This window comes from Clostridium kluyveri (assembly GCF_001902295.1).
GTDB lineage: Bacteria > Bacillota > Clostridia > Clostridiales > Clostridiaceae > Clostridium_B > Clostridium_B kluyveri_B.
Genome location: NZ_CP018335.1, coordinates 3,885,069 through 3,897,637, shown reverse-complemented (window position 1 = coordinate 3,897,637; position 12,569 = coordinate 3,885,069). Strand labels below are relative to the sequence as shown.

12 protein-coding genes are annotated in these 12,569 nt (G+C 31.8%); 11 read left to right on the top strand and 1 reads right to left on the bottom strand.

Annotated elements, in window-relative coordinates; translation table 11 throughout:
* Nucleotides 1-54 precede the first annotated feature (54 nt).
* From BS101_RS19010 to BS101_RS18985, 6 genes are all read left to right on the top strand, one after another.
* Complete coding sequence (locus tag BS101_RS19010) at nucleotides 55-735, top strand: response regulator transcription factor (protein ID WP_073540236.1); 681 nt, start codon at nucleotides 55-57, stop codon at nucleotides 733-735.
* Nucleotides 729-1,769 (top strand): sensor histidine kinase, encoded by a 1,041-nt coding sequence (locus tag BS101_RS19005; RefSeq protein WP_073540235.1) that lies wholly within the window; start codon nucleotides 729-731, stop codon nucleotides 1,767-1,769. The genes BS101_RS19010 and BS101_RS19005 overlap by 7 nt, the downstream gene beginning before the upstream one ends.
* 145 nt (nucleotides 1,770-1,914) lie before the next feature.
* A complete protein-coding gene (locus tag BS101_RS19000) occupies nucleotides 1,915-2,580 on the top strand; it encodes an ABC transporter ATP-binding protein (protein ID WP_073540234.1) in 666 nt (221 codons plus the stop codon).
* A 12-nt stretch (nucleotides 2,581-2,592) separates the two neighbouring features.
* Nucleotides 2,593-5,082 carry an ABC transporter permease gene (locus BS101_RS18995; protein WP_073540233.1) on the top strand — a complete coding sequence of 830 codons (2,490 nt, stop codon included), beginning with the start codon at nucleotides 2,593-2,595 and terminating at the stop codon, nucleotides 5,080-5,082.
* A 252-nt stretch (nucleotides 5,083-5,334) separates the two neighbouring features.
* Nucleotides 5,335-5,733 (top strand): hypothetical protein, encoded by a 399-nt coding sequence (locus BS101_RS18990; RefSeq protein ID WP_073540232.1) that lies wholly within the window; start codon nucleotides 5,335-5,337, stop codon nucleotides 5,731-5,733.
* A 352-nt stretch (nucleotides 5,734-6,085) separates the two neighbouring features.
* Nucleotides 6,086-6,973: a DMT family transporter gene (locus BS101_RS18985; protein ID WP_073540231.1), complete on the top strand. Its 888-nt coding sequence runs from the start codon at nucleotides 6,086-6,088 to the stop codon at nucleotides 6,971-6,973.
* 22 nt (nucleotides 6,974-6,995) lie between these two features.
* Here BS101_RS18985 and BS101_RS18980 read toward each other — a convergent pair whose 3' ends face one another.
* Nucleotides 6,996-7,577, bottom strand: coding sequence for a 5' nucleotidase, NT5C type (locus tag BS101_RS18980; protein WP_073540230.1), 582 nt, complete (start codon nucleotides 7,575-7,577; stop codon nucleotides 6,996-6,998).
* A 307-nt stretch (nucleotides 7,578-7,884) separates the two neighbouring features.
* On the opposite strand from BS101_RS18980, the gene BS101_RS18975 reads away from it, so the two are divergent.
* The 5 genes from BS101_RS18975 (at nucleotide 7,885) to gap (ending at nucleotide 12,499) form a co-directional block, all read left to right on the top strand.
* Nucleotides 7,885-8,586: an N-acetylmuramoyl-L-alanine amidase family protein gene (locus tag BS101_RS18975; RefSeq protein WP_242951339.1), complete on the top strand. Its 702-nt coding sequence runs from the start codon at nucleotides 7,885-7,887 to the stop codon at nucleotides 8,584-8,586.
* A 219-nt stretch (nucleotides 8,587-8,805) separates the two neighbouring features.
* Nucleotides 8,806-9,834: a spore photoproduct lyase gene (gene splB, locus BS101_RS18970; protein ID WP_198039515.1), complete on the top strand. Its 1,029-nt coding sequence runs from the start codon at nucleotides 8,806-8,808 to the stop codon at nucleotides 9,832-9,834.
* A 115-nt stretch (nucleotides 9,835-9,949) separates the two neighbouring features.
* Entirely contained in the window at nucleotides 9,950-10,417 is a 468-nt protein-coding gene (locus tag BS101_RS18965) for a tRNA (cytidine(34)-2'-O)-methyltransferase (protein ID WP_156876094.1), read from the top strand.
* A 54-nt stretch (nucleotides 10,418-10,471) separates the two neighbouring features.
* Nucleotides 10,472-11,311, top strand: a complete 840-nt coding sequence (locus tag BS101_RS18960; protein WP_073540226.1) for a DegV family protein — start codon at nucleotides 10,472-10,474, stop codon at nucleotides 11,309-11,311.
* A 180-nt stretch (nucleotides 11,312-11,491) separates the two neighbouring features.
* On the top strand, nucleotides 11,492-12,499 hold the full coding sequence (gap, locus tag BS101_RS18955) for a type I glyceraldehyde-3-phosphate dehydrogenase (protein ID WP_073540225.1): 1,008 nt from the start codon (nucleotides 11,492-11,494) through the stop codon (nucleotides 12,497-12,499).
* Nucleotides 12,500-12,569: the final 70 nt, after the last annotated feature.

The following is a 12,569-nucleotide window of genomic DNA, read 5'->3' as shown; positions in this document are numbered from 1 at the left end:
AATTAATTAAGGTTAGTATGTGTTTAAAAGATTTATTTAGGAGGAGTGATTTTAGTGAAGCGAATCCTTGTTGTTGAAGATGATATTATGCTAAATTCTGGGCTGTGTTATAACCTTCAATTAGATAACTATGAAGTCATTTCGGCATATAATATGCCTTCTGCCGAGGAAAATATAAGAGATACGGACTTCGATTTAGTTGTATTAGATATAAATTTGCCTGAAGGAAGCGGCTTTGATTTTTGCAAAAAAATAAAATCCCGAAGAGATGTTCCTGTGGTATTTTTAACTGCCCGTGATATGGAAGAAGATGTTATGAAGGGTTTTGAATTAGGTGCTGAGGATTATATTACAAAGCCTTTTAATATTAATATCTTCAGAAAAAAAGTAGCAGCTATTTTAAGGCGATGTAATAAACAGTCAGGAGAAAATATTTATACACAGGGCAGTTTTATTCTGGATTTTAATAGGTTCACAGCAACTTTGGAAGGAAAATATATTACATTGACCCCCACGGAATATAAAATGTTGAAGGTATTCATAGAAAATCCCAATAAAGTACTTACAAGACAAGTATTGCTTGAAAAGTTATGGGACTGTCATGGAAATTTTGTTGATGAACATGCTCTTACTGTTAATATTAATCGCCTTCGGGGAAAAATTGAGAGTGAAAATAGAAAATACATAAAAACAGTTTATGGTATGGGGTATATGTGGATAAACGAAAAATGCTGAAAAAGAAAGTGTCTATAAGTAATATCTATAGGGGAATTGGCATTTCATTTTTTATACTTGGAGTATGTTTTATTACAGCTGTATTTTTCTATTTTCAACACTGGATTATAAGGGCTAGTGCATTTTTATTTATCACATCTTTTGTTATATTGGCTTTTATATTTATTTTACTTGTAAGAAAAAAGATAGTTGATTTTTCTGATTCAATAAGTCAGTGTATTGAAGATATAATGAATGGAAAAGAAGAAATTGCCTTCCATATGGAATCTGAAGATTTAATTGCTAAAATTCATGTAAAGTTAAGACGCCTTTATAAGATTATGAGGGAAAACAGCAGTAGAAATGAAAATGAAAAACAGGCTATACAGGAAATGGTTTCAGATATTTCACATCAAGTAAAAACCCCTGTGGCAAACCTTAAAATGTATAATTCTACCCTGCTTCAGTCACAGCTTCCCGCTGAAAAGCAAAGGGAGTTTTTGCTGACTATGGAAATTCAAATTAATAAGTTGGATTTTTTAATGCAGTCTTTGGTGAAAATGTCTAGATTGGAAATAGGAGCTATTACACTTTATATTGAATCCATACCATTGTATGATACCCTAGCTTTGGCTTTAAGCAGTATTGTTCTCCCAGCAGAAAAGAAAAATATTGAAGTAACAATAAACTGTGATCCTCATATTAAAGTATTTCATGATAGAAAATGGACAGCTGAAGCTCTCTTTAATATTTTAGACAATGCAGTAAAGTATACAGAAAAAGGAGGAAAGATTTCTGTTGAAGTAACTCGGTGGGAGATGTATACAAAAATTGATATTAGTGATACGGGAAAAGGCATTGCAAAACAGAATGTAACTAATATATTTAAGAGGTTTTACCGTGAAGAGGAAGTCCAACATATATATGGGGTTGGCATAGGACTTTATCTTTCCCGCCAGATTATTTCACCACAGGGAGGATATATAAAGGTAACTTCTAAGGTAGGCATGGGTTCAACCTTTTCTGTATTTCTACCTAATGAAAGGCAGTTTTAGCAGCTGCTTTTTTCTCTTTCTCAATATCTCAATACTGTGATATTTTATTTTAAAATTGAGAGATTCATGAGATATTTCCACTGTAATATATAAGTATAATACTACTAAAAATATTATACTTAATTATATTTTGGAAGGAGGAAATATGGACATATTAAAAACGAATGAATTAAAAAAATATTATGGATCGGGAGACACTATTGTAAAAGCCTTAGATGGAGTAAGTATAACTGTAGAAGATGGCCAGTTTGCTGCTATTGTAGGCACTTCTGGCAGTGGCAAATCTACCTTGTTACATATGCTTGGAGGATTAGATAAACCCACTTCCGGAAGTGTACTAGTAGATGGAAAAGAGTTATCTCTTATGGATGATGAATCACTTACTGTTTTTAGGCGCAGAAGTATTGGATTTGTATTTCAAAATTATAATTTAGTGCCTATACTGAATGTTTATGAAAATATTGTTCTTCCCATTGAGCTTGACGGCAACAAAGTGGATGAAAATTTTGTGGATAAAATTGTGAAAATGTTGAAACTGGAGGAGAAACTCAATGCACTGCCAAACAACCTGTCCGGTGGACAGCAGCAGCGGGTGGCTATTGCAAGGGCATTAGCTGCCAAGCCTGCTATCATACTGGCAGACGAACCTACAGGAAATTTAGACAGCAGAACAAGTCAGGATGTAATTGGACTTTTAAAAGCCACAAGCATGGAATTTCATCAAACTATAGTAATGATTACCCATAATGAGGAAATAGCACAACTGTCAGATAAAATTATTCATATTGAAGATGGTAAAATTGTAGGGTAGGGAGGGGAGAAGTTGTTTCAAAATAATAACAATGCAGTGGTAAAAAAACTTACCAAAAGAATGGTGCACACAAATAAGTCCCGAAATATATATGTAATTGCTGCGGTTACCCTTACTGCACTTTTGATTACTTTTATATTTAGTATAGGCATGAGTTTTTTAAAATCCTATAAGATTCAACAGGTACGACTTATGGGAACTGAAGCCCATGCTGCAGTTACAAGGGTCACTGACGACCAAATTAAAAAATTAAAATCTTTAGACTATGTAAAAATTGTAGGACTTCAAAGCTATGTGGCAGGAGTGAAAAATACCTCTAAAATGAAAAATATGTCTGCCAGCCTATACTGGTATGACAAAACTGAGTGGGAGCAGTTTAGAGTCCCTACAAATACCAATGTGGTAGGAAATTACCCTAAAAAGTACAATGAAATCATGGTTCCACTGTGGATGCTTGAAAATATGGGTGTTAAAAATCCTACAATAGGAATGAAAATGCCACTTGATTTTTCTGTAAATACTGAAGATAATAAATTTGAAAGCCAGACTTTTGTATTATCAGGGTATTTTAAAGACTATGTAAATATTCGTTCGGGAAATACGGATGTAATGCTTGTATCTAAGGAATTTGCGGAGAAAAATGGAATGTCAGTTAAAGAAAATGGTGCTGCATCTGTAATTTATAAAGACAGTAAAAATATTAATAAATACAATAAGCAGCTGGTTAAAGATTTATCTATCGCTGGAAATCAAAAAATTAAAACCTCACCTATATATGATGAAACAAATAATGAGGATTTACCTTACACTTTACTTGCCTTTGGAATTATTATATGTTTTATTATGTTTACGGGTTATTTGCTTATTTACAATGTGCTCTACATTTCAATTTCAAAGGATACTAGGTTTTATGGACTTCTAAAAACCATTGGCACTACCCCTAGACAATTAAGCAATATAGTAAAAGGTCAGGCACTTAGATTATCTGCAGTGGGAATTCCGTTAGGACTTGTATTTGGAGCTATTCTATCTTTTCTGGCAGTTCCCATGGCCTTAAGTACGGTTGATCTGGATACAGGAGTTGAAATATCTTTTAATCCTTTAATTTTTATAGGAGGAGCATTTTTTGCACTGATTACTACACTGATTGGAGCATATAAGCCTGCAAAAATAGCAGGAAAAATAACTCCCATTGAGTCTATGAACTATACCGGAATAAATTTAAAAGGAAAGATAAAGCGTTCTGTAGATGGAGGAAAATTATACAAAATGGCATGGCGTAATATCTTCCGCAATAGAAAGCGTGCTTTTATAGTGTTTATATCGCTATTTCTAGGCATTACTACTTTCATGACAGTTACCTGTTTGATCTCCAGTATGAATATGGATAATTTTATTGCATCTTATGTGAAAAATGATTTTATCCTTGAAAATAACACTTTAAGTATAGGTACTACTGGTGAAAAGAAGCAAAAATTCAATAAGGATTTTTTTAAAAAAATTAAATCCATAGAAGGGATAACTGCTTTGCATACCACCTCTCTTGAAGGAATGCATATGAAATATAGTCCAGAGCAGTTTGAAAAACATGTAAAATGGTTCATGAAGAGATTTAATATTAAAGAAAATACCACAGAAAAAAATATACAACAGGTGTTTTTTGGATATATCATAGGGATTGACAGCAGTTATATTGAAGAATTTAATAAAGGCAGAAAAAAGCCTATAGATGTTGAAGCTTTTGAGAGAGGGGAATTTGCACTGATTGGAACAGACAATCCAGAGATTTATTCTGGTGTAAATGAAATGGATGTTACTATTGAATCTACAAAGACCAGTTTAAAAATACCCTTGGGAGGATTTATCCCTTGGGGATTTCAGTATGCAGGAGGAGGAATGGCTCCTAATATTTATATGTCAAATAAAGCTCTTGAAAAATTAGCAGCTAATCCTTTTGTATATAAAGTAAACATTGATGTGGAGGACAATTTTGAAAAACAGGCTCTAGAGAAAATAAAGTCTCTTACAGATAATGATCATGAAATTACCCGTATTTCTAAAATAGAGCAGCAGGAAATGATGCATGATGCTAAGATAACCATGTATATTTTAGGAGGGGGAGTAACTTTAATACTGGCACTTATTGGAGTGCTTAATTTTGTCAATGTTATGTCAACTGGTATTATGGTACGCAGGCATGAATTTGCCATAATGGAGAGCCTGGGTATGACTAAAAAGCAGATGAGAAAAATGTTGAGGTTTGAAGGAATATTATATGCAGGTATGACCACAGTTTTAGTTGGATTATTTGGAAGTGTTATTACCTTTGGATTATTTAAATTATTTCAGCAGCAGGCAGATTATGCAGTTTTCTCATATCCCTATCTACAGTTGTTGTGCAGCATTATAATAATATTTTTTATATGTGTTATTACCCCCGAAATTCAATATAGAGTATCTACCAGATGCAGTGTTGTAGAGAGGCTTAGAGAAATAGAGTAATGATGGATTTTACACCATTTATTAAGTACACATGTTTTGATGAAGAAATTATTGCATTAAAATATGTGTATTTTTTAACGAAAATTTATAAAAAAATTATAAATTATATAGACATATGAATATTATAGTAGTATAATTAAATTAAATAATGATAATAATTTAACAAACTCACGAACTGCCAAAAGTAAGAATATTAAAAAATATAAAAGAAATAATTTATCAAGAATAAATTTTAATGAGGAGGGAATTTTTATGGGTAATTCTTTAACAAGGTATAAGGATTTTGATACAGTAGATGAAATTTTAGGGAAATGGTTTGATAAGCCTCACGATTTGATGGATGATTGCAAAAATAAAGATATCGTTCCTAGTCGCTGGGAAGAAGCGCCAAATGGTTATAAAGCTGTTTGCAGAACTGTAGGAATAAGACCTGAGGATGTTAACGTTGTCTTAAAGAATGATTATGTACAAGTAAGTGGCAAGAGTGTTGTAGATGCTCATGATTATTCTGTTAGTTGCAATTTACCTATAGGTTTAAAAATGAGAGATAGAATTGAAAGTATAGACTACAGAGCACAGGATGGAATAACCATTATTTATCTTAATGTAAAAAAAGGATTTAAAAAAGGCATTGACATAAGAAGAATTTAAAGCATAGATTAAATGCCCATACTTTATTACACGCCTAAAAACTTATAATTTATCATATAAAGAGCTTATAGAAATATAAGTTCTTTTTTTATCCGAAGAAAATTTTTAAAAGGCTTGACTTTTATTTGTTTAAGGCAATATTATTATATAAATAATAAAAATATAATTTAAAATCTATTGATTTAACAATCTGATTTCAAGGGGGCTTTTAATATGTATTATTTAAATTTGTTTGAAAATGATCAACCATCCGTCTATTCTTAATCTGGGATGAGGATGGACAGTTATTACGACGGGGCGCCTCATTTTAGATATTAAATACCATTAAATGAAAAGACGGAGGATATTTAAAATGAAGGAAAAATTGATTGGATCTTTATGTTTGTTTCTTGCAGCTTCTATATGGGGATCAATGTATGTACTTAGTAAATATATTTTAGAATTTGTATCTCCTATTACACTACTTTGGGTTAGGTATGCCATTGCCTTTGTAGTGCTATTTGTAATACTTAGGGCTTTTCAACATAAAAAAAGGCGTAAAGTGGTTATAAAAAAAGGGGACTGGCTCCTGATAGCTTGGATAGGTTTTATTGGATATTTTATATCTATATTCATGCAGTTTTTAGGAACACAACTGTCTGATGCGCATACAGGGGCTTTAATTACAGCATCTACACCGGTTTTTGTTGTTTTGTTTGCCAGATTTATATTGAAGGAAGCCTTTACCAGAAAGAAAATAATCTCCCTAGTACTGGCTACATTAGGTGTTGTTATAGTTATAGGCCTTGATACAATGTTTTTAAAGCATTTTTTAGGCAATATAGTGTTGGTTGGGGCAGCTGTAACCTGGGCACTTTTATCTGTTTATGTTAAAGTGGCATCAAAGCGTTTTGATTCTTTAACTATAACCACCTATGCAATATTGTTTGCATTAATATTTACTACTCCATTAATGCTTTTACAGCATGAAAATATTTCTTTTATATTATATAACAGGCAGTTTTTGCTTGGAATATTGTATCTTGGAGTTATATCTACTGCAGCAGCATTTTTTCTCTGGAATAAAGGTATTGAATTAATGGATGCAGGAATGGGATCCTTATTTTTGTTTTTTCAGCCTGTCACAGGTTCTATCTTAGGCTGGCTTTGTCTTGGAGAGCAATTGAACACCGGTTTTTTTATAGGTGGAATATTAATAATAATTGCAGTGTTTATAGCTTCAAAGGATGAAGCACAATAAGGTTTTATTTTTAAAAATGCTATTATATGACTTTTTTCTGTAATAGCATTTTTTCTAAAATATTGTATATGTCAGTCCAGTTAAATACTCTTGTGATGTTCTCATTTAATGGAAAGCGGTTATAGTTAGTATCTATTAATAATGTTTTAAATCCACTCTTGGATAACTGCAGAGCATTTTCATAACAATCTTCTATAAATACATCACATTTTAAGTCTATGGCAGTATCCACCTTGTAGGAAGTACCAAGTACAAAAACTCCGTCATAGGGTATGTTGTGTTTGTTTAGATAGTGATAAGTGAGAATTTCAAGATCTTTTTCCCTGGCAGTTACAAAGTAAATGTTATTTGTTTTTATAAGTTCCTGAATAGTTTTTTTTACATCTTTTCTTATAGGTTCTTTTCCGCTGTGGAGTTCAAATTTATTTTTATTATAAAAATCTACATATTCACTTCTGGTTACTCCCATAACTTTATCTACCCTGTACTGGGTGATTTCCTCAATTGATATATTTTTTTTAAAGTATTTGTTGGCCATATCCAACCAACAGTAGGGATCTGTAATTGTTCCGTCAATATCTATACATATGTTGAAGTATTTCATTTTATCAACTCCTCATAATTATATTAGTATATAAATGTTAATAACATATTAAAATCAGATAAAATATAATTTACTGAAAGTATGATGGAATTGTAATATTAAATCAAGTAGTGCTATAGAATATAAAAGTTAGATATTAAATATGAAGAGGAGAAGAAATAATGTATATTATAATGGAAAGGAAAATAACTAAATAAAATTTAAATTCATATGGAAATTTAAGTAAATAAATGGTATACTTACTATAAAATACAAAAATGAAAAAGAGAGTAGTGATGGTATGTTATTTAATAGCAAGAAAAAAGTCATGTTTTCTTGTGTTTTTTTTACTCTGGCCATGTTAATTTTTGCCAAAAACATTAGCCTGCTCAATGGAAAAAATTCAATTAATATAACTGCGGCTCCTTTGGGAAATATGGTGAATAAACCTACTGATAAAGATGTCTCATCAAAAAAATACTACATAGTTCTTGATCCAGGACATGGAGGCATAGATAAGGGTACTAGCTATGGAAATATGGAAGAGAAGAATATAACTCTAAAGATAGCAAAGTATGCTGAGACTTATTTAAGTGGTAAGGGAAATGTGGTATTTCTTACACGGGAAGAGGACAAGCTATTAGCACTTGATGAGATAGGAGACATAGTGAATTCCTCTTATGCAGATGCCTTTGTTTCCATACATGTAAATTCATTAAATGATAAAGACTTTAAAGGTATAACTACTTTATATTATGATTTAAATGGATACCAGAAAGAGGAAAGAATAAAACTGGCTAATTCCATAGAAAAAGAGTGTGTTAAAAATGATGGATGGGAAAGTAGGGGTATAAGGAGGCAGAATCTGGCGGTATTAAGATATAGCAAGATACCTGGGGTATTGGTGGAGTGTGGATTCATAACTAATGAAGAAGATAGAAAGAGATTATCCAATGAAAAAGTATTAAAAAAATTGGCGGAGAATATTTCAAATGGAATAATTAATTATTTGGATGAAAGTGAGAAGTAAAACAATTTTCCATTTAAAGTTTTTTAAAAGAAAAGAACTTATAAAGGTTATATCCTATTTTGAAAGAGATAAGAGTATTAGTTAATTTTAGGCTTTGTATAAAAATGCACAAGTCGGTATTGTTTAAAGGCAAAAAACTCATACTATTCAGTAGGGAAGTTCAGTTATTAAATTATTTTGTTGATAATGGTTTATTAAAAAGAGAACAAATTTTAATGAATGTATGAGGTGATTGGTGTGTTCATGCCGAAGAGAGTGGTATTTGAAGAAAAAGCTTTAGAATATAATTTAGGGAATAATATTTTAGAGTATTTTAAGCATAAAAATAATGTGGAGATACTGTATTCTAAAAGTGGAAGAATAGTTGGAATACCTGGTAAAAGTCCAGAAGAAATGTATCTTCAAGGCAAAAATACTTTAGTAGTGGGTATAAGAAAGAGTTCCAGTTTTCAATCCTGCAGGCCTTCTGCTAATTATCAACTTCCACTATGTAGTGGGTGTATGGGAATGTGTGAATATTGCTATTTAAACACTCAGATGGGGAAAAAGCCCTATACGAAAGTATATGTTAATTTGGATGAAATATTAAATAAAGCTGAGAAATATGAAATGGAAAGATACCCGAATAGTACTATATTTGAAGGAGCTGCAACTTCAGATCCTATTCCTGTAGAATTTTATACGGGAGCTTTAAAAAAAGCCATAGAATTTTTTGGTTCCAGAGATAATTCTTATTTTAGATTTGTTACAAAATTTACAGATATAAATAGTCTGCTTAATTTAGAGCATAATGGTAAAACCACCATCAGGTTCAGTATCAATACAGATAGGATAATAACTCAGTTTGAGCATAGAACTCCAAAGGTGGAAGAAAGATTAAGGGCAGCTTTTAAAGTAGTAAAAGCTGGGTATAAACTTGGATTTATAATTGCTCCTGTTTTTTTATACTCTAATTGGAAAGAAGAGTATAAGGCTCTTCTAGAAAGGATAAATAATATTTTTCAAGGAGAGGAAATTTCTTTTGAGGTAATATCTCATAGATTTACTAAAAGAGCCAAAGAAAATATATTAAAAGTATATTCTAGCACCAGTCTTCCTATGGATGAGGAAGGAAGAAAATTTAAATATGGTCAATTTGGCTATGGAAAATACATATATAAACCAGAGAAATTAGAGAATATGAAAGAGTTTTTTGAAAAAAATATAGGAATAAATTTTGGAGCAGGTGCTATAAATTATATTATATAATTTATAGCACCTGCTCTTTACTGTAGTATTATTATGGAGTAATATATTTATTAGGACTTTTGAACTAATGAGTCAATTTTTTGTCGTATAGATATGTTTAGAGGAGGAAATGATATTGAGCTTGAATATAGTTCTGTTTGAACCTGAAATACCTCAAAATACAGGCAATATTGCCAGGACTTGTGTGCTTACAGGTTCAAGACTTCATCTTATAAAACCCTTAGGTTTTAGTTTAGATGAAAAACATTTAAGAAGAGCAGGCCTTGATTATTGGAAATACTTAGATTTAACTTTATATGATTATTATGAGGAACTTAGAGAAAGATATAAAAATGGTACCTTCTATTTCTCTACTACCCATGGAAAAAATTTTTATCAACATGCAAAATTCAAAGATGAAGATTTTATAGTTTTTGGAAAAGAAAGCTGTGGACTACCTGACAAAATAAGAGATAGTAATCCAGAGAAAAACATAAGGTTACCTATGATAAAAACAACTACCCGTTCTTTGAACTTATCCAATGCTGTAGCAATAGTTGTTTATGAAGCTTTGAGACAGCTGGACTTTCCAAATATGAAATAAGAAATTCCGGCTTGATATGTATATTTACATACCTAAGGGAGGAGCTATCTTAAAATGGAGAAAATAAAAATAATAACAGACAGTACTGCAGATTTGCCAGACAGTATATTGAAAAAATATAATATAGAGGTACTGCCTCTTCTTATTAATTTTGGAAAAGACTCTTATAGAGATGGAATTGATATAGATATTCATACTCTTTTGCATAAAATGGATAAAAGTGATGTATTCCCATCTACCACGCAGGTAAATCCCCAAATATTCTTAGAATGTTATGATTCCTATATAAAACAAGGATATAAAATAGTGTCTATTCATCTTTCATCCAAAATGAGTGGTACATATCAATCGGCATGTATTGCAAAAGAAATGCTTCAAACAGAGGATATAATTGTAATAGATGGTATGAATGTAACCTCTGGATTGGGCCTTCAGGTCATTAAGGCTGCAAAATTAAAGGAAGAAGGTCTTGGGATAAAAGAGATAGAGGATAAAATAAAAGAAATTTCCCCTCATATAAAGAGTACACTTGCCTTTAATAGTTTAGACAACCTTGTGAAGGGAGGGCGTCTTTCTAAAACGGCTGGCGTTATAGGGAACATCCTGGGGATAAAAATAATAGTGGCAGTAGAAAATGGTGAAATGACAGTAATTGATAAGGTAAGGGGAAGTAAAAGAACTCTTAGAAATATGGTGGATTATATTGATAAAAAGGGGATAAAAGAAGGGGAAGTATCTATATTGCTTCATGTAGGAGAATCGGATATATTGGATGTACTTAGGAAGAATTTAGAGGAAAAGAAAATAGAGCTTATAGAATGTGAAGTGGGTTGCACAGTAGGAGTACATTCGGGTTCTAGAGCTTGCGGATTATTTTTTATAGAAAATTATTAGGATAGAACTTGCATATAAGAAATACTTAATTTTAAGCATATAAGAAAATACCAGATATTTTTACCAGGTATTTTCTTATATGCTTTATATTTATGAATATTTTTATATGAACTGCGATAAAATATAAATTAGTAGCGGCAGTAATAGGATAGATATTTTAATATTAGGAGGGAATTGGAAGTGACTAAAGTTGGTATTAATGGTTTTGGCAGGATAGGAAGAAATGTATTTAAGGCATTGGTAAAAAATTATGATGATAATCTAGAAGTTGTGGGTATTAACGATTTGACTGATGCAAATACCCTAGCTCATTTGTTAAAATATGATTCATTGTATGGAAAATTTCAGGGAAGCTTGGAAGCAAAAGAAGATTCAATAATTGTAAATGGAAAAAACGTAAAAATATTTGCAGAGAGAGATCCTAAAAATATAGATTGGAGTTCCTTGGGTGTAGAAATAGTTATAGAGTGTACAGGATTATTTACAGATGCTGCAAAGGCCAGTGCACATATGGGGGGGCAGGTAAAAAAAATCTTAATATCCGCTCCAGCTAAAAATGAGGACATTACCATAGTCATGGGAGTTAATGAAGAAAGTTACGATTCTTCTAAGCACAATATAATTTCAAATGCGTCTTGTACCACAAATTGTCTTGCACCTTTTGCCAAAGTGCTTCATAGAGAATTTGGCATAGTAAAAGGATTGATTACTACGGTTCATTCCTATACAGGAGATCAGAGGTTGCTTGATGCTCCACATAAGGACATGAGAAGAGCCAGAGCTGCAATAGAGTCCATGGTACCGACTACTACCGGAGCTGCAAGAGCTGTTGCATTGGTACTTCCAGAGTTAAAAGGGAAATTAAACGGATTTTCCCTAAGAGTCCCTACTCCTACGGTGTCTTGTACGGATTTAGTTGCAGAGCTTTCAAAAGATATTACTGCAGATGAGGTAAATAAAGCATTTAAGAAGGCTGCAGAAACTGATATGAAGGGGATACTTGGATATAGTGAAGAACCTTTGGTATCCATAGATTACAGGGGAGACGATAGATCCTGTATAATAGATGCCCTTTCAACCATGGCTATAGGGGGAAATATGATAAAAGTTATCGCCTGGTATGACAATGAGTTTGGATACTCCAACAGACTTGCGGATTTAACTAAATATATTGCTGATAGACTATAGGCAGTATAAGATTCCTGATTTTGTAGTTTTTGCTATAAGACAGGGATTTTTTACTATAATATTTTCTAAA

Excerpts from the sequence above, each read along its gene's own strand:
- BS101_RS18960 (WP_073540226.1), top strand. The coding sequence starts at position 10,472 with ATGGAGAAAATAAAAATAATAACAGACAGTACTGCAGATTTGCCAGAC.
- BS101_RS18985 (WP_073540231.1), top strand. The coding sequence starts at position 6,086 with ATGAAGGAAAAATTGATTGGATCTTTATGTTTGTTTCTTGCAGCTTCT.
- splB (WP_198039515.1), top strand. The coding sequence starts at position 8,806 with ATGTATGAGGTGATTGGTGTGTTCATGCCGAAGAGAGTGGTATTTGAA.
- BS101_RS19005 (WP_073540235.1), top strand. The coding sequence starts at position 729 with ATGCTGAAAAAGAAAGTGTCTATAAGTAATATCTATAGGGGAATTGGC.
- BS101_RS19000 (WP_073540234.1), top strand. The coding sequence starts at position 1,915 with ATGGACATATTAAAAACGAATGAATTAAAAAAATATTATGGATCGGGA.
- BS101_RS18980 (WP_073540230.1), bottom strand. The coding sequence starts at position 7,577 with ATGAAATACTTCAACATATGTATAGATATTGACGGAACAATTACAGAT.
- BS101_RS18975 (WP_242951339.1), top strand. The coding sequence starts at position 7,885 with ATGTTTTCTTGTGTTTTTTTTACTCTGGCCATGTTAATTTTTGCCAAA.
- BS101_RS18990 (WP_073540232.1), top strand. The coding sequence starts at position 5,335 with ATGGGTAATTCTTTAACAAGGTATAAGGATTTTGATACAGTAGATGAA.